The following is a 16531-nucleotide window of genomic DNA, read 5'->3' as shown; positions in this document are numbered from 1 at the left end:
GCGCGCCTCTTGATGGACAGGTTCAGAAAGGCGCCCATGGTCCCCGAAAACTAACCCAGGGGCAAACTACGCCCAGCGACGGAACAGCACGCTGGCGTTCACACCGCCAAATCCAAAGCCGTTGGAGAGCGCGTATTCAATCGCCATTGGCCGTGCGGCGCCGCGCACCATGTCCAAGCCCTCCGCGAGGGCATCGGGGTTGTCCAGGTTGAGTGTCACCGGGGCAACCTGGTCGCGCAGGGCGAGTACGGTGAAGATCGCTTCGATACCACCTGCCGCGCCCAGCAAGTGGCCGGTGGCGGATTTGGTCGAGCTGATGGCGGGGCTGCCGACGGCGCCAAACACCGTTCTGATCGCCGCGAGTTCACCTTTGTCACCCACCGGCGTCGAGGTGGCATGGGCATTCAGGTACTGCACTGCAGACGCATCGACCCCGGCTTGGCGCAATGCCTGCACCATGGCACGACGCGCACCGTCGCCGTCTTCGGGGCCTGCGGTCATGTGATACGCATCGGCACTGGTGCCGTAGCCCACCAGTTCGGCGATGGGCTGTGCGCCTCGGGCCAAGGCGTGTTCGAGTTCCTCAATGACCAGGATGCCGGCACCTTCGCCCATTACAAAGCCGTCGCGCGCCTGGTCGAATGGCCGCGAGGCCAGCGGCGGCGTTTCATTGAAGTCGCTGGACAACGCCCGCGCCGCCGCAAAGCCTGCCAGGCTGACGCGATGGATTGCCGCTTCGGCACCGCCGCATACGGCCACATCGACTTCACCGGCACGAATCATCCGCGCGGCATCGCCAATCGCTTGCACACCTGCCGCGCAAGCCGTAACCGGCGCACCCAGCGGGCCTTTCAAGCCGTAATTGATCGACACATGCCCAGCGGCCATGTTGCTGAGGAACGATGGAATGGTGAACGGTGACAAGCGCCGTGGGCCTTTGCTGTCGGTGATACGCACCGCTTCGGCAATGGCCGGGAAGCCGCCGACACCGGAAGCAATGATGGTTGCCGTGCGCTCCTGCTGCTCCACGGTTTGCGGCGCCCAGCCCGCTTGTTTCAAGGCCTCGTCCGCCGCCGCCAGGGCGAACAGGATAAAGCGGTCCATCTTGCGCTGTTCCTTGGCGGCCAACAGGCGGTCAGGATCAAACCCGGCCTCGGGGTCCTGCAATACGCTCTGTACCTGGCCGCCGATGCTGATTGCCAGGTCGCCGATCAAGTCTTCCGGCAGGCGACGAATGCCCGATTGTCCGTCCAACAGGCGTTTCCAGGTGGATTCCACGCTCGATCCCAGCGGCGTCAGCGCGCCCATGCCTGTCACAACGATGCGTTTACTCATGATCAATCGACTCCGGTTGCGTTGAGGGTACAGACCCTATGGACGTCACTATCATCATGAAAGTAACATGGCGTCACACAACTTTGTACCGGAGCACAGGAACTCGCATGCAACGCAAATCCCTCGTCAGCGACGAATGCCCTATCGCCCGCAGCCTTGAGCGGGTAGGGGAGTGGTGGAGCATCTTGATCATGCGCGACGCGCTGCACGGCCTGCGCCGTTTCGATGAGTTCTCGCGCAGCCTGGGCATCGCGCCGAACATGTTGACGCGCCGCCTGAACGGTTTGGTTGAGGCGGGAATGTTGGAGCGTCGTCCGTACAGCGAACGACCGCCACGCTACGAATATGTGCCGACGGCCAAGGGCGAGGATTTCAGCGCAGTGTTGATGTCGTTGGTGGCGTGGGGCAATCGGCATTTTGCCGAAGAAGGCACCAGTGTCGAGGTGGTCGAGCGCGCTACCGGGCTGCCGGTGCAACCGGCGATGGCGAATGCCCAAGGCCAGTGTGTGCCGCTGGAAGACTGCGTGATCCAGGCCGGCCCAGCCGCCAGCGCGGGGATGCGCCAGCGGTTGGGCACTATTGCGCAGTGATCAGAGCAGGGTAAACGGGTAGTCGACGATCAGACGCAACTCGTTCAACTTGCCGTCGCCCTGGTCGGCATTCGACGACACGATGGCATCGCGCACCCGCAACGACAGGTTTTTTGCCGGGCCGCTCTGGATCACGTATTTGGCTTCCACATCCGTCTCGTGGTGCGCGCCGTCGGCACCGTAGTCGCCCACATAGGCGCTGTTGGCGGGAGTGTGAGTACCATTGATATCCGAGCCGTTGATGTAACGGCTCATGAAGCTCAATCCCGGCACGCCATAGCTGGCCATGTTCAAGTCATAACGAATCCCCCACGACTGCTCGCCCGGGCCGTTGAAGTCGCCCCATTGCACCGAGTTGGCCAGGAACACCGAGTCGCCGCCTTCGCCTGCGCCATTGTTGCCGGTGCCGATATAGTCAAACGGCGTGTCGCCATGCACCTTCTGGAACGACAGCGTCAGCGTGTGGGCCTGCAGGAACGAATACGCCGCCGCCAACGAATACGTGGTGTTGTTGATCGCCCCGGCCTTGGCGCTGCCGGTGTCGAGGGTGCGGTACAGGTTGCCGTCCAGGGCCAGGGACTGGTCATGCCCCAACGGGATCACATAGTTGAGGTTGGTGTAGTACTGGCGCCAGATGTCTTCCAGTTCGCCGGCATACACGGTCGCGCTCAGCGACGGCGTAAAGGTGTATTTGCCGCCGACAAAACTGGCGCTGTTGGCCGCGATATTGGCGTAGGTCGCATAGATATCGTGGTCGTGGTTGCTGGTCATGCCGCTGTTGGTGCTGGTGAAGTGCCCGGCTTCCAGGTCCAGGCCGGCGATTTCGCTGCTGGTCAGGTCGAAACCGGTGGCCGTTTGCGGCAACAGGCGCGTACCGCCGGTGGCGAATACCGGTGCGGTGGGCTGCATGTCACCGAATTTCAATTCGGTCTTGGACACCTTGATCTTCACCGCCGCGCCCACGGAGCCATAGGCGTTTTCGGGGTCGCCATGGCGGTCGGTGGGCAAGTCGCCGGTGCCGGCGTCGGCATGGGTGGCGTCCAGCTTCACGCCACCGTAAGCGTAGGCATCCACACCGAAACCGATGGTGCCCTGGGTAAAGCCCGAGGCGTAGTTGAGCATGGCGCCCTGGGTCCAGTCGCGGTTGTCGGCCTTGCCGCTTTGGCGGTCACGGTCGAAGTAATAGTTGCGCAACAGCCCGGTGATGCTACTGCCTTCGACAAACCCCTTGGAGTCCGCCTGGTCCGTCACGGACTCGGCAAATGCCATTTGGCTGATACCGGCGCACACCGCCAGCGCTAACAGGCTCGACTGTTTGATCATGTTATTAACTTCCCCAGGATAATGAACGCGTGCACAGAAACACCGCACTTGTTGACAGCGAAAAAAGTTCTATTGGCAGGTGTTTGTAAGTGAGGCGTTACAGTTTTTTATTGTGTTCGGCGTGGTTGCCGAAGCCGATTCTATGCCCAGTTTCAAAGGCCCGCAGCCAGGCGCCGGATGAAACTCGATTAATTAAACTTCACGTTGTTTAAACAGCGCTGGGTGTAGCGTTGGAACTGTCTTAGCCGCTCTGCTTCGACACTACCCTTTGGTTGCCGCCGCAGATTCTGCGGCGGATTTTTTCGTTGTTGTCTTTTTAAGTTGGGGGGCTTAGTTGAACTTAGTGCGCCAACCCTTGCAGGGTGATGCCCATCGGGAACGGGGGCAGGCTGGCGGGCGCCGCCTTCATTTGTTGGCGGTAACCGAGCGGGCTGGTACCCAGTTGTTTTTGAAAGGCACGTCGCATGCGTTCTTCGCGTCCGAAGCCAACGGTTTCGGCAATCCGCTTGATCGGCTCACTGGTGGTTGCCAGCACACGGCAGGCGGCCTCCAAGCGTAAACTCTCCACCGCTTGAGCCGGTGTTTCGCCAGTGGCGGCCACATAGGCCCGTGCAAAATGACGCGGGCTCATGCCGAATTGCTCGGCCAGACGCTCCACGCGTAGATCGCCATTCAGATTCCCCGCTATCCAGGCATGCAAGCGCGCCAGGCGCACATCGGGGTCGGTGCGCAAGGCGGTGGATTGGGCTTTCAACGGGGCACTCAATTGCGGTTGTTCCGCCGAGCGCCATAAGAACACCGTGAAATAACGCGCAAGGGACAGTGCCACGTGGGGCCCGAGATCATGCTCCACCAACCCCAATGCCAGGTCGATACCGGCGGTGGCTCCACCGCAGGTCCATAGGTTGTGGTCGTGCAGGTACAGCGCGTCGGTCTGGCAGATGACCTTGGGGTAACGCGCCTGCAACTCCTCAGCGAACTTCCAATGGGTCACCACCTTGCGTCCATCCAGCAGGCCGGCAGCGGCGAGTGCAAAGGCACCGGTGCCGATCGAGCACAGGCGGCGGATGTGCGTAGCGCGCTGGCTTAGCCAGGCGCAGGCCTGCTCGTTGGCCTCCAGCGCGGCCATGCCCGGGCCACCTGCGACGATCAGCGTATCAATCACTGGTGCCTGTTGGTCGATCTGTTGCAATGACAGGGTGGTGGCGCTGATCCCTGACACCGAAGTGATCTGCCCGCCCAGCGGCGAAGCCAGCAGCAAGCGATACGGCGGCTGTGTGGCGAAGTCGCCCCCCAGCAAACGAGGGATCGCCGCAAACACCTCCAGCGGCCCAGCCGCGTTGAGCAGCAGCAGGTCGTCGAAAGCCAGCACGACGACCGTGCGCGTAGCGGTGTCCGATGTGGCAGTAAAGGAGGGGTGTTTGGCATGGAGCGGCACGGCAAGCCTCGACATACTGGGTTCAACGCAAAAATGAGGGCACGACAATGACGCTAAAACCACACGCTGCCAAGCACTCCTTGCTGCGCCGCCTGCTTGGGATGGCGTGCCTGGCGACGCTGTTGATCGTGCAACCGGTGTCGGCGGCGTTGCACGTGGGCGATCAAAGCGGGTTGATCCAAGCCATGCTGCACGCGGCGGGCGAGGACAAGGACTTGCCGGACGCCCTGGTGTGGCACCCGTTCAACGCCGGTACCACGTTGCTTGAAGCCCTCAGTGCCGGCGCCATCGACGTCGGTGTGGTGGGCAATGCGCCGCCGATCTTTGCCCAGGCGGGCGGGTTCGATGTGCGCATCATTGGTGTGGCGAGTGGCGCGCAGAACAACAATGCGCTGTTGCTGCCCGAAGGGTCGACTATCCAGCAGGTTGCCGACTTGAAAGGCAAGCGCGTCGCGGTCGCCAAAGGCACCAGCGGGCATTACCTGTTATTGGCGGCGCTGCGCCAGGCCGGGTTGACCTCCAGGGATGTGAACATCGCCTACGTCAGCCCGGTTGATGCACAAAACGCCTTCGCCAGCGGCCGTCTGGAGGCCTGGTCGGTGTGGTATCCCTTTGTCGGGCAGGCCACGTCCCGTGGCGCACGCATCTTGGTGGACGGCGGCCCATGGCCGGAAACCGGGCAGAACTTTACCGTGGCCAGCCTCAAGGCCCTCGCAGACCCTGAGCGTGCCGCCCAGGCCGGCGACCTGCTGGCACGCCTGGCGCGCGCCCAAGCGTGGGCCACCGCACACCCGGACGCCTGGGCCGAGGTGTTCGCCCAGACCACGCGACTGCCGGTGGCGTTGGTGCGCGACATGCTTGCCCACCAGAACCTGAATTACGTACCCATTGATCCGGCGGTCATCGCCCTGCAACAGCGCCTGGCGGACACGTTCGCGACCGAACACGTGATCCCACGACCGTTGGAGGTCGGGCAGATATTCGACCCGCGCTTCAACGCCGTACTGCCACCCCCTAACTGACTGATCGTTTTCAACCTTGCCGGTGTACGCCCGGCAGGGGTTCCTGCACCCGGAGAAAAGCCATGCACCGCACCACACTCAAGCGCCAGAAGACCGGCCTTATCGGCGTCGACCCCACCCGCAGCGCCGGCGGCTACACCTTGTTTGCCCCGCAAACCGCCGACGGCCAGGTGTTTTTGATCGACCTCGAGGGCGAGGTTGTCCATCGCTGGAAGCTGCCCCAGCGCCCAGGGCGCGATGCCGTGATCCTGCCCAACGGCAACCTCGGCTACAACGGCAACCACCCTGATTCGCCCGAGTTGTTCCCGGGCTGGTCGGTGTGGCATGGCGGTGCGTTCAGCGAAGTGACTCCCGAAGGCGAAGTGGTATGGGAACACACCGACCTGTTGCACCATCACGACGCGCAGTGGCTGGACAACGGCCACCTGCTGTACACCACGGTCGAGCCGCTGAGTACCGAGTTGGCCAATCGTGTTGTGGGCGGCATCCCGGGCAGTGAAGCGGCCGGTGGGGTGATTTATGCCGACGTGGTCAAGGAAGTCGACCGCCAGGGCCACGTGGTATGGGAATGGCGCAGCTGGGAGCACCTGAAACCAGAGGATTACCCGCTGCACGACACGTTCGAACGCTACCACTGGCCAATGACCAATGCAGTGTCGCCGGGCCGCGATGGCAAGGTCATTCTGAGCCTGCGCAGTGTCTCTTCGGTGATAGCCATCCAGCGTGGCAGCGGTGAGGTGCTGTGGCGCCTTGGCCACGACCTGGTAGCGCAGCAGCACTGCCCGAGCGAGCTGGAAAACGGCAATGTGCTGGTGTTCGACAACGGTATTTCCCGTCCGCATATCAGCATGCCGCACTCGCGCATCCTCGAAATCGATCCACTCAAGCAGCGTATCGAATGGCAATACGCCGACACTCCAGGCTACGCGTTCTTCACGCCGTTCATGGGCGGCGCCCAGCGCTTGCATAACGGCAACACCCTGGTGACCGAGGCCAACTTCGGGCGTTTGTTCGAAGTCACACCGGCCGGCGACGTGGTGTGGGAGTACATCAACCCGCATTTCGCCACCTACCCCGATGAAGCGTCCCGCCGCTACCTGCCGGGGGAAAACAACGCGATCTTCCGCGCCCACCGTTACCAGCGCCAAGACCTCCCATGGCTGCGTGACTGAACAACGACTGCAACGATCACGCTCACGCAGGCCACGCGCAGCGAAGTATCGACTCATCTTTGCGTTAAGGAACTTGCGATGACTCTGCTTTATTCGCGCCACCTGACTGTGGGTGCACTGGGCTTATGCTCGTTGATACACGCGCTACCGGCTGCCGCCGAGGCGCTACCTGGCGACACCGACACCGTGCTGCAAGCGGTGACGGTGGAGTCGCGCCGCCGCGCCGAAGACGCCCAGCAAGTGCCCGTGGCCATGAGCGTGCTTGGCGCGCAAACCCTCGAGGAACAACGCCTGTATCGCTTGCAGGATTTGCAGCAAGCCATGCCCAGCGTCAATGTGGCGTTTATGCATGCGCGCCAATCCAGCCTGTCGATTCGCGGGCTGGGCAACAACCCGGCCAGCGATGGCTTGGAGGGCAGCGCCGGGATCTACCTGGACAACGTGTACCTCGGGCGCCCTGGCATGGCGGTGTTCGACCTGCTGGACGTGGAGCAGATCGAACTGCTGCGCGGGCCCCAAGGCACCTTGTTTGGCAAGAACACCACGGCGGGGGTGCTGAATATCACCACCCGACGTCCCAGCTTCACCCCCCAGGGCAGCCTGGCGACCTCGGTGGGCGAGGACGGTTATGCGCAAACCCAGGCAAGTTTTTCCGGGCCGCTCAGCGACACGCTGGCGGGTCGTATCGCGGCATATCGCACCCATGAAAACGGTTATGTGAAGAATGAATACGACGGCAACACCCTCGGCGGCGGTGGGCGCCAGGGCTTTCGTACACAGTTGCTGTTCAAGCCCAACGAGGATTTCAATCTGCGTTGGCTCGCCGACTACAACGAGGAAGACTCCAGCGCCGGCACCCGCTCGTTGTTCAGTACCGGGCCGACCATCAACGGTGTCAACCGCTACGAGCAACGCGCCGCTGCCGTGGGCGCGACACTGGTCAGTGGGCGCCGGGTCAACCTGGATGCCGAGCAGAGCGTCAAGGTCTTCCAGGGCGGTACCTCGCTGGAGGCGAACTGGACGCTGCCGAGTGACTTTACCTTGACCTCCATCAGCGCCTATCGCTGGTGGGATTTCACCCCGCGCAACGACGACGAGCTGAACGTCGATGTGATGCACAACGTCGGCCAGTCCGCGCGGGACAAACAGTATTCCCAGGAACTGCGGCTGGCCTCGCCGGTGGGCGAGCACTTCGACTACGTGCTGGGCGCGTATTACTTGCGCCAGGAAATGCGCAATACCGTGTTCACCGATTACGGCCCGTTGGCCGATACCTGGAACGGTACGCCCCAAGGCGCGCTGAATAACGTCACCAGCGTCGGCCATGGCACGGTCGACACCGACAGCTTTGCCACGTTTGCCCAAGGTACTTGGCACCTGACACCCACGGTGGATTTCAGCCTGGGCCTGCGCGGCACCTACGAACGCAAACAGTCGAATGTCACGCGTGACGCTCCCGTTGGCGGCGCTACGGTGACGGGCGCAGCCGCTGCCGCCAGAGCCGGGCGAGTAGGGGCGTACGACTCCGGCGACTTGAGCCTCTACAGCTTCAGCCCCTCGGCGCTGGCCAGCCTGGCCTGGCATGTCAATGAACACGTGCTGGCGTACGCTTCGCTGTCCCACGGTGAGAAGTCCGGTGGCGTCAACCTCAGTGTGGCCAGTGCACCGGTCGCCGGGGCCGACTCACTGTTGATCGGCAGCGAACGTGCCAACGACGCGGAGCTGGGCGTCAAGACCACACTGCTCGACCAACGCCTGACCCTCAACGCCAACCTGTTCTGGACCGTGGTGCACGGCTACCAGACCAACGCCTACGACGATGCCAACCTCACCAGCTACCTCACCAACGCGGGCACGGTTCGCAGTCGTGGCCTGGAGCTGGAGAGCAGTTGGCGGCCCGTGCGCGGCTTGACCCTCAGCGTCAACGGCTCGTTCAACGATGTGCGCTACCTGTCGTATGAAGACGCGCCATGCCCGGCCGAAGTCGCCCTGCGCCCCGGTGCGCCCGCCGCGTGTGACTTGAGCGGGCACGCCGTGGTCGGTGCATCGAAGTGGATCTACAACACCACCGCCAGCTACCAGTGGCAGCTCGACAACGGCCTGCAACCCTATGTGAATGGCAACTATGCGTGGCGCTCCCATGCCGTGGGCACCATAGACGATTCCCGCGAAGCCCAGTTGCCGGGTTATGCGCTGGTCAACCTGTCGACCGGCGTGCGCGGAAACTGGGGCGATGGGCAATGGGACGTGTCGTTGTGGCTGAAAAATGCCTTCGACAAAACCTACTACACCATCCTGTGGAACTCGCCGAACGGCGCGTATACCGGCGTGTTGGGTACGCCACGTACGTTGGGCGCGACGGCGCGTTATGACTTTTGATCACCAAGGCATAAGCCAGCACGTTTGATTATTGGACAGGCCAAACCGGTGCGGACATTGTTGGGCGCTTACTTTCAGGGAGTGCCCCATGCCCGCACAACGCCAACTCAAACTGGGTGCGTTCATGCGCCCAGCCAGTATCCACACCGGCGCCTGGCGCTATCCCGGCGCGTTTCGGGACGCCAACTTCAACTTCGCCCACCTCAAGCGTTTTGCACAAACCCTTGAACGTGGTCGCTTCGATGCGTTTTTCATGGCCGACCACCTGGCCTTGCTGAATATGCCGACCGAGGCGTTGAAGCGCAGCCATACCGCCACGTCTTTCGAACCCTTCACGCTGTTGTCCGCGCTGAGTCAGGCCACCGACCATATCGGGTTGGTGGCCACCGCCTCGACGACGTACGACGAGCCGTTCCATATCGCCCGGCGCTTTGCCTCACTCGACCACCTGAGCAATGGCCGTGCTGGCTGGAATATCGTCACCACTGCCAACCCCGATGCTGCGCTGAATTTCGGCCTGGAAGAGGCGTATTCCCACGATGAGCGTTACGCCCGCGCCCGTGAGTTCTACGACGTAGTCACCGGGCTGTGGGACAGTTGGGCCGATGACGCGTTTATCCGCGATGCCGACAGCGGCATCTATTTTGACCCGGACAAACTGCACACCCTGGATCACAAAGGCCGCTACCTGAGCGTGCGCGGCCCGCTGCATATCGCCCGGCCGGTACAAGGTTGGCCGGTGATCGTGCAGGCCGGCTCTTCCGAGCCTGGGCGGCAATTGGCGGCAGAAACCGCCGAAGTGATCTTCGTGGCACCGGGCACCTTGGAGGAGGGCAAGGCGTTCTATGCGGACATCAAGCGCCGCATGCGCCTGATCCAACGTAACCCGGACCACTTGAAAATCCTCCCCGGCGCGTTTGTGGTCGTTGGCGATACTTTGGACGAAGCACGCCGCATCCGCGCGCACCTCGACAGCCTGGTGCATGAACAGAGCGCTATCGCCTCACTGTCAGTCGCGTTGGGCACGGATGCCTCGAAATTCGACCCGGACAAATTCCTGCCAAGCATCCCCGAAACCAACGGCAGCCAAAGCTCCCGCGAGCGCGTACTGGCCTTGGCGGACCGTGAACAACTCACCGTGCGTCAATTGGCGCAACGCCTGGGCGGTTATGCCGGTTTGTCGTTTGTCGGCACGCCCCACGGCATTGCAGACCAGATGCAGCAATGGCTGGAGGAGGAGGGCAGCGACGGTTTCAACATCATGTTCCCGTGGCTGCCGGGTGGGCTGGATGACTTCGTCGATAAAGTCGTGCCCGAGCTGCAAGGGCGCGGCATATTCCGGCGCGAGTATGAAGGCACGACGTTGCGCGAGAACCTGGGTTTGCCACGCCCGGCCAACCGGTTTTTCAGTTCTTGAATACACCGCTCAGCACAAAGGCGTAGCGCTCCGGGCGGATATAAAACGTGGTGCGGTCGCAACAATGGCCGTTGGCGAAATACGACGTGCGCTCCATCACCAACAGCGCCGCACCGCGTTTGACGTTAAGCGCCGTGGCCAGGGCTTTATCCGCCTCCTGCGCACGAATCGCCAGGTCGGCGCGGGTCACGGGCTGGCCGGTGACGTGCTCCAGCACGGAATAGATCGGCTGGTGCTCGGCCTCCGCCCACACCACAGTGGCCAATGCTGCCGGTAAATGGCTGCGGCCCAAGGCGATGGGTTCTTCATCCACAAAGTGCAGCCGCTCCAGCAGCAGGCAACGCTCTGCGCCGTCGAACAACTCACGCAAGCCTTCGGGCATCGCCTGCTCGGTATGACTGATGACGTGCATGCTCGGCTTGAGCCCCTGCAGCAATAGCGCTTCATGAAAACTGCGCAGCGCATCCAGGCCGTGGCGCACCTGTTTGGCCGCGACGAAGGTGCCTTTGCCTTGTTTGCGCTCTACCACACCGTCATCACTGAGCTTGCCCACGGCCAAACGCACGGTCACGCGGCTCACACCAAAGCGTTGGCCCAGCTCGGCCTCGGAGGGCAACTTGCCGCTGGGTTCGAAGTCGCCGCGCTGGATTTCTTCCAGCAACCGATGGGCGATCTGTTCATAGAGCGAGGTGCTGCTGTCGCGAAGAATTGAGGTGGGCACTGTCGGCTTCCATGACCTGGGAGCGGGGCGCCTGCGCCTTCGCTTCTAAGGTTATAAAAATAGGTTATTGGGACAACTTGTATTAAGACGTATTATGTCGAGCAATTCCATTGTAAACGACCTGACGACACTTGCCATGCCCAAAACCACTGCATTTGCGGCCGACGCGCTGACGGTCGATGCCATCAGCTTCAGCTACCCCAATGGGCACCGGGTATTTTCCTCGTTCAGCCTGAGCGCGAAACCCGGGGAGTTTGTGGCGATTCTCGGCCCGTCGGGCTGCGGCAAGACCACCTTGCTCAACCTGTTGTCAGGGTTCCAGCAGCCACAGGACGGCCAGATCCGCATCAACCAGGCGGCGGTGCGCCCGGAGTTGGCCGAGCTGGGTTATGTGTTCCAGTCGGCGCAGTTGTTTCCCTGGCTGAGCGCCTTGGAGAACGTGCGCTTTGGCCTGCGCATGAATGCAACCACCCGCGAGGCACAGCAGCGTGAACACGCACTGAAGTACTTGCGCCTGGTGGGGTTGGAGCAGGCAGCCGAGCGTTTGCCGCATCAACTGTCGGGCGGCATGCAACAGCGAGTGTCGCTGGCCCGCACTCTGGCCTTGGAGCCCAGTGTCTTGCTGATGGACGAGCCATTCGCCGCGCTGGACGCCATCAGCCGCAACAGCATGAATGAAGAAACCCTGCGTATCTGGGCCGAGCTGGGCCAGACCGTGTTGTTCATCACCCATGACATAGATGAAGCGGTGTTCCTGGCCGACCGCGTGATCGTGCTCAACATCGCGCCCGGCGGCATACACAGCGAGTTGAACATCGACCTGCCACGCCCACGCTCCAACCTGCACACCCGCCGCCTGCCGGCCTTTCTCGATTACCGCAATGAACTGATGGAGCGCATTGCCCAGGTCATGGACATGCCTTCGACCCCCACCCGTCAACCCGAGCTAACCGCATGATCAAACGTTCCCTGCTTGCCCTTTCATTGACCGTTGCTGCGCTGGCGGGCGGGGTGTCCGCCGAAGAGAAGCCGCTGCGCATCGGTTATGTGTTCGCCATGGCCAACGCACCGGCACTGATCGCCGATAAAGAGGGTTTCTATCGTGAGGAGGGGCTCAACGTCGACCTCAAGGCCCTCGGCGATGGCCCGGTGATCCAACAGGCGCTGGCAGCCGGTGAGCTGGATGTGGCTTACGTCGGCACACCGCCGGTGTACCAATGGTTTTCCCGTGGGTTGCAAAGCCGCATCCTGGCCAAGGTCAACTATGGCCAGGCGGCAGTGATCGTCGATGCCAAGAGCCCGATCAACAGCCTGGAAGCGCTCAAGGGCAAAAAGCTCGCGGGGGTGAAGAAGGGCAGCGGCATGGACGTGCTGCTGCGCGGGTACGTGCTCAAGGAAAAGGCCGGGCTCAACCCCGACAAGGACCTGGACATCATCGACATGCCGCCGGGCAACATGAACGCGGCGCTGGAGCGTGGCATCGTGGATGCCGCGTTTTCCTGGGAACCCTTTGTCAGCCAATCGTTGCTGCGCGGCTCCAGCCGGGTGCTGCTGGACGTGAATAAAGCCTTGCCGAATTACCCGTGGTACGTGGTAATCGCCCTGCCGAAAACCCTGCAGGAACGCCCGGACGACGTGGTCAAGTTGCTGCGCGCACACCGCAAGGCGATCGCGTTCCTGAATGAACACCCGGACGAGTCGAACCGCATCATCGCCGAGGCCTTCAAGCTTGAAGCGGTGCAGGGTGCCGACGGCAAGACCATCACCCCCGAAGCCATCGTTGCCCAAGCCCGTACACGCCTCGGCTGGTCGGCCAACCTTGAGGCCTCGGACATCCAGTTTATCCAGCGCCTGATGAACTACTCCTACGACCTCGGTTTTATCGACAAGACGCTCAAGACCGAGCAGATCGTGGACACCTCCTACCTGGAAAAAGCCTCGCGCTGAGTCACTCATGCATTTGCCAAAACCCAATTGGGGATGGGCTTCGCTCCCATTCCTGCTGTTGATCTGGATCGCCCTGGCCAGCCGCTTTCCCACCTACATCCTGCCTCAGCCGTGGGACGTGGCGCGTGAAGCCGTGCGTTGGCTGGCGGACGGTTCGCTGTGGCAGCACCTGCGCGCCAGCGTGTTGGAAGAAGTCGGCGGTTTTTTTGCGGCGGTGATCGTGGCGATCCTGCTGGGCACTGCCGGTGGGTTGTCGTCGCGGTTTCGCGACTTCATCTCGCCGCTTAACAGCCTGTTCATGGCGATTCCGCCCATCGCCTGGGCGCCGTTGATCATGATCATTTTTGGCTTGGGGTATGTGTCCATCGTGCTGGTGATTTTTATCGCGGCGGTGTTCCCCATGGCGGTGACGATCCAGGAGGGCGTGCAAAGCATTCGCGGCGGCGAAGTGCGCGCCGCTCGCACCCTCGGCGCCAACCAATGGCAGTTGCTGGCGCATGTGTACCTGCCTGCGTCGCTGCCGTTTGTGACGGCAGCCCTGCGCATCGGTTTCAGCCAGGGTTGGCGAGCGTTGGTCGCGGCGGAAATGATCGGCGCGTCCCAAGGCATTGGCTGGATGGTCTCCACCGGCGGGCAGATCGGCAACAGCAGCCAGGTGCTGCTGGGCATCGTGATGATCGGCCTGATCGCCTGGCTGATGGAGAGCTTTGTATTCCGGCGCATCGAGCGTCACTACCAGAAATGGCGCGTGCAATAAGCCACGCCCGACCTATTCGAACCTTCAGTGGACCACTGCACGAGGTGTCAAGTGAGCAACGTTTTCGATCCCCGCGAAGCCGGGCATTACATCGCCCCTCAAGGCTTGTACGAACGCAACAAGAAGCGCCCGTTCCTGGGCAGTATCCGCTGTGACCGCAGCACGGTGGTCGCCGGCCAATGGGATGAAATCACCCTGGTCTACGAAGTGGGCGGCAGCGGCCTGGCGGACGGTGCCTGGTTGAAGCTGGCGTTTAAGTTCTATTCCGACTGGGCGCTGTTCCAAACATCGAATCCGGCAGGCCCCAACTACGTGAGTGCCGAATACCAGGCGGGCGAACTGGTGCCCGGCCAGAGCCAGGCGACCGTGCAGCACCTCAAGGTCCGCTTTGACCAGAAGGGCCATGAACGGCCGTTTCAGAAAGCGATCATCATCGATATCGTCGACGGCTACCTCAACCCCGGCGACACCATCACCCTGCGCCTCGGCGACCGTCGCCAGGGCGGCGCGGGTACGCGGGTGCAGAGTTTTGTCGAGAAGGACTTCCGCTTCCGCCTGTTTATCGACCCGTTGGGCAGTTCCAAATTTGCCGAAGTGCCGGGCGACCCGTTGTTGGATATCGTGCCTGGCCCAGCGCAGAGTGTGCAGTTGATTGCACCTCGGCTGGTCAGCGCGGATGAAGCATTTGATGTGTTGCTGCGGGTGGATGATGCCTGGGGCAATACCTGCCGGGATGTGCCCCATGAAGGGGTGCTGACGCTGATTGACCCCCAAGGTGAGGCTTCATCGCAACCGTTTGAATTAGCCACTGAGGGCTGGGCGATTGCGCGGCTGGAAGGCGTAAAGCTCGGTGAAATCGGGGAGTGGCGCTTGTCCGCTGAAGTTGCGGGCGTTCGTGGCGCGCAAGCCTTTGTCACGGTTGACCCGGCGGGAACGGCCTTGCGCCCGCTCTACGCTGACCTGCACGTGCACTCCGATGACACCGTGGGCACCAATGACACGCTGTACAACCTCAGCTACGGCCGCGATGTGGCCGGGCTGGATATCCTTGGCTACACCGCCAACGACTTCAATATCACCGAGCAACGCTGGGACCAAGCGGTCAAGCTGATCCACGAACTGAACGAGCCTGGTCGTTTTGTGTGCTACCCAGGCACCGAGTGGTGCGGTAACTCCTGCGCAGGCGGCGACCGTAACGTGGTGTTCCTGCACGACCGAAAACCCGAATTCCCCTTCGACAACCAAGGGCGGCTGGTGCGCTCGTTTGAATGGAATGAATTCACCGCCGGGACCATCAAGCCGGGTGCCTGGCCGGTGGATGAACTCTACGCCGCCTACGCCAAGGACCCCGAAGGCCATCTGATGATGCCTCACGTCGGCGGTCGCCGTTGCAACCTCGACTGGCACCACCCGGAACTCGAACGCTTGATCGAAGTGGGCTCGGCCTGGGGGCAATTCCATTGGGTGTACGCCGAAGCGCTGCAGCGTGGCTACCGCGTAGGCGCAGCGGCCAACAGTGACGAACACCAGGGCCGTTGCGGCGGCGGCGTACCGGCCACGGCGGTGTTTGGCTCACGCGGCGGCTTGACCGGTGTGGTTGCCGAGCGCTTTGACCGCGCCAGCGTGGGCAAGGCGCTGCGGGCCCGGCGGACCTTTGCCACCACGGGCGAGCGGTCTTTTGCCAGCCTGCGCCAGGGTGAGCATTTCATGGGCGAAGTGTTCACCACCGAGGCTGACGCGACGCTGGACTACCGACTGCTGGGCGAAGCGGGCTGGGAGCAAGTGGACCTGTTCGATGGCGACAGGCTGATCTGGTCGCGTAACCTGCACGAGGAACTGGGCTTGTCCGAGCAGCGCATCCGCGTGCGTCTGGGCGGTGCACGGATCAAGGACCGTTATCGCGGTGCCTACTGGACCGGCGAGATTCGCGTGACGGGTGCGGTCATCAAGGGTTTTCGCGCCCTTGGCCTCGATCACCCGGAGCAGACCGTGTGGCGCAAGGACGCCACGACGCTGGCGTTCCGCACCGACACTAACGGTGACACCGACAGCATCGAAATCGACCTGTCGCAACTGGCCGGCGCAAACCTGCAGATCAACAGCCGGATCGACAATTACATCAAGGTGGGAGACCCCTCCGAGCCGCAGCCTTATGTACATGCGCCAACGGTATTGATGGAGGTGACGGGCGAGAATTTGCTGGCTCAACCACAGGTCGTGGACTTGCCGGGGGCGGAGCTGAAAGTATCGCTGGAGCGTATGACAGCGGCGCCGTTGCCACGGGAGCTGCAAGGCAGCATCGAGCTGGCCGGGTTGAAGCTGCAACCGGGGCGGGAACATCCGTTGTTTATCTGCGCACGGCAGCGGGATCAGTCGAGGGTGTGGACGTCGGCCGTGTTCCTGACGCTGGCCTGAGGCAGGACAGCGCAG

The 16531-nt window shown here is 62.4% G+C and carries 13 protein-coding genes; 9 read left to right on the top strand and 4 right to left on the bottom strand.

The genetic code is table 11. The features are described from left to right. Positions 1 to 66: 66 nt before the first annotated feature. Positions 67 to 1335 (bottom strand): beta-ketoacyl-ACP synthase II, encoded by a 1269-nt coding sequence (gene fabF / locus CFE47_RS03655; protein ID WP_286835538.1) that lies wholly within the window; start codon positions 1333 to 1335, stop codon positions 67 to 69. A 107-nt stretch (positions 1336 to 1442) separates the two neighbouring features. Here fabF and CFE47_RS03650 point away from each other — a divergent pair, with 107 nt between their 5' ends. Continuing rightward, positions 1443 to 1925, top strand: coding sequence for a winged helix-turn-helix transcriptional regulator (locus CFE47_RS03650; protein ID WP_286835537.1), 483 nt, complete (start codon positions 1443 to 1445; stop codon positions 1923 to 1925). Here CFE47_RS03650 and CFE47_RS03645 read toward each other — a convergent pair whose 3' ends face one another. Beyond that, a complete protein-coding gene (locus CFE47_RS03645; RefSeq protein WP_185706182.1) occupies positions 1926 to 3248 on the bottom strand; it encodes an OprD family porin in 1323 nt (440 codons plus the stop codon). 340 nt (positions 3249 to 3588) lie between these two features. Further along, positions 3589 to 4686 carry a GlxA family transcriptional regulator gene (locus CFE47_RS03640; RefSeq protein WP_286835536.1) on the bottom strand — a complete coding sequence of 366 codons (1098 nt, stop codon included), beginning with the start codon at positions 4684 to 4686 and terminating at the stop codon, positions 3589 to 3591. Between the two features lie 47 nt (positions 4687 to 4733). On the opposite strand from CFE47_RS03640, the gene CFE47_RS03635 reads away from it, so the two are divergent. From CFE47_RS03635 to CFE47_RS03620, 4 genes are all read left to right on the top strand, one after another. Further along, entirely contained in the window at positions 4734 to 5708 is a 975-nt protein-coding gene (locus tag CFE47_RS03635; RefSeq protein WP_286835535.1) for an ABC transporter substrate-binding protein, read from the top strand. Positions 5709 to 5770: 62 nt separating this feature from the next. Continuing rightward, positions 5771 to 6880, top strand: coding sequence for an aryl-sulfate sulfotransferase (locus CFE47_RS03630; RefSeq protein ID WP_286835534.1), 1110 nt, complete (start codon positions 5771 to 5773; stop codon positions 6878 to 6880). A gap of 78 nt (positions 6881 to 6958) precedes the next feature. Next, the gene (locus CFE47_RS03625; protein ID WP_286835533.1) at positions 6959 to 9259 is read left to right on the top strand and encodes a TonB-dependent receptor; all 2301 of its coding nucleotides are present in this window, start codon (positions 6959 to 6961) and stop codon (positions 9257 to 9259) included. An 88-nt stretch (positions 9260 to 9347) separates the two neighbouring features. Further along, positions 9348 to 10676 (top strand): LLM class flavin-dependent oxidoreductase, encoded by a 1329-nt coding sequence (locus CFE47_RS03620; RefSeq protein ID WP_286835532.1) that lies wholly within the window; start codon positions 9348 to 9350, stop codon positions 10674 to 10676. Here the strand turns inward: CFE47_RS03620 and CFE47_RS03615 are convergent. Next, positions 10666 to 11397, bottom strand: a complete 732-nt coding sequence (locus tag CFE47_RS03615; protein ID WP_286835531.1) for a GntR family transcriptional regulator — start codon at positions 11395 to 11397, stop codon at positions 10666 to 10668. The two genes, CFE47_RS03620 and CFE47_RS03615, sit on opposite strands and share 11 nt — an antisense overlap. 136 nt (positions 11398 to 11533) lie before the next feature. Here CFE47_RS03615 and CFE47_RS03610 point away from each other — a divergent pair, with 136 nt between their 5' ends. Genes CFE47_RS03610 through CFE47_RS03595 form a run of 4 tightly spaced genes read left to right on the top strand, consistent with a single transcriptional unit; the run spans position 11534 to position 16516 of the window. Then, the gene (locus CFE47_RS03610) at positions 11534 to 12355 is read left to right on the top strand and encodes an ABC transporter ATP-binding protein (protein WP_286835530.1); all 822 of its coding nucleotides are present in this window, start codon (positions 11534 to 11536) and stop codon (positions 12353 to 12355) included. Then, positions 12352 to 13344, top strand: a complete 993-nt coding sequence (locus tag CFE47_RS03605; protein WP_286835529.1) for an ABC transporter substrate-binding protein — start codon at positions 12352 to 12354, stop codon at positions 13342 to 13344. The genes CFE47_RS03610 and CFE47_RS03605 overlap by 4 nt, the downstream gene beginning before the upstream one ends. Before the next feature lie 7 nt (positions 13345 to 13351). Next, complete coding sequence (locus CFE47_RS03600; protein WP_185706162.1) at positions 13352 to 14101, top strand: ABC transporter permease; 750 nt, start codon at positions 13352 to 13354, stop codon at positions 14099 to 14101. Positions 14102 to 14152: 51 nt separating this feature from the next. Then, entirely contained in the window at positions 14153 to 16516 is a 2364-nt protein-coding gene (locus CFE47_RS03595) for a hypothetical protein (protein ID WP_286835528.1), read from the top strand. Positions 16517 to 16531: the final 15 nt, after the last annotated feature.

Source organism: Pseudomonas sp. PGPPP1 (assembly GCF_002255865.1).
GTDB classification, from domain to species: Bacteria; Pseudomonadota; Gammaproteobacteria; order Pseudomonadales; family Pseudomonadaceae; genus Aquipseudomonas; species Aquipseudomonas cremoris.
Note: the sequence above shows the minus strand (reverse complement) of the source record. Positions and strands in the feature narration are given on the sequence as shown.

Coding starts and splice junctions, on each gene's coding strand:
- fabF (WP_286835538.1), bottom strand. CDS start 1,335: ATGAGTAAACGCATCGTTGTGACAGGCATGGGCGCGCTGACGCCGCTG.
- CFE47_RS03650 (WP_286835537.1), top strand. CDS start 1,443: ATGCAACGCAAATCCCTCGTCAGCGACGAATGCCCTATCGCCCGCAGC.
- CFE47_RS03645 (WP_185706182.1), bottom strand. CDS start 3,248: ATGATCAAACAGTCGAGCCTGTTAGCGCTGGCGGTGTGCGCCGGTATC.
- CFE47_RS03635 (WP_286835535.1), top strand. CDS start 4,734: ATGACGCTAAAACCACACGCTGCCAAGCACTCCTTGCTGCGCCGCCTG.
- CFE47_RS03630 (WP_286835534.1), top strand. CDS start 5,771: ATGCACCGCACCACACTCAAGCGCCAGAAGACCGGCCTTATCGGCGTC.
- CFE47_RS03625 (WP_286835533.1), top strand. CDS start 6,959: ATGACTCTGCTTTATTCGCGCCACCTGACTGTGGGTGCACTGGGCTTA.
- CFE47_RS03620 (WP_286835532.1), top strand. CDS start 9,348: ATGCCCGCACAACGCCAACTCAAACTGGGTGCGTTCATGCGCCCAGCC.
- CFE47_RS03610 (WP_286835530.1), top strand. CDS start 11,534: ATGCCCAAAACCACTGCATTTGCGGCCGACGCGCTGACGGTCGATGCC.
- CFE47_RS03605 (WP_286835529.1), top strand. CDS start 12,352: ATGATCAAACGTTCCCTGCTTGCCCTTTCATTGACCGTTGCTGCGCTG.
- CFE47_RS03600 (WP_185706162.1), top strand. CDS start 13,352: ATGCATTTGCCAAAACCCAATTGGGGATGGGCTTCGCTCCCATTCCTG.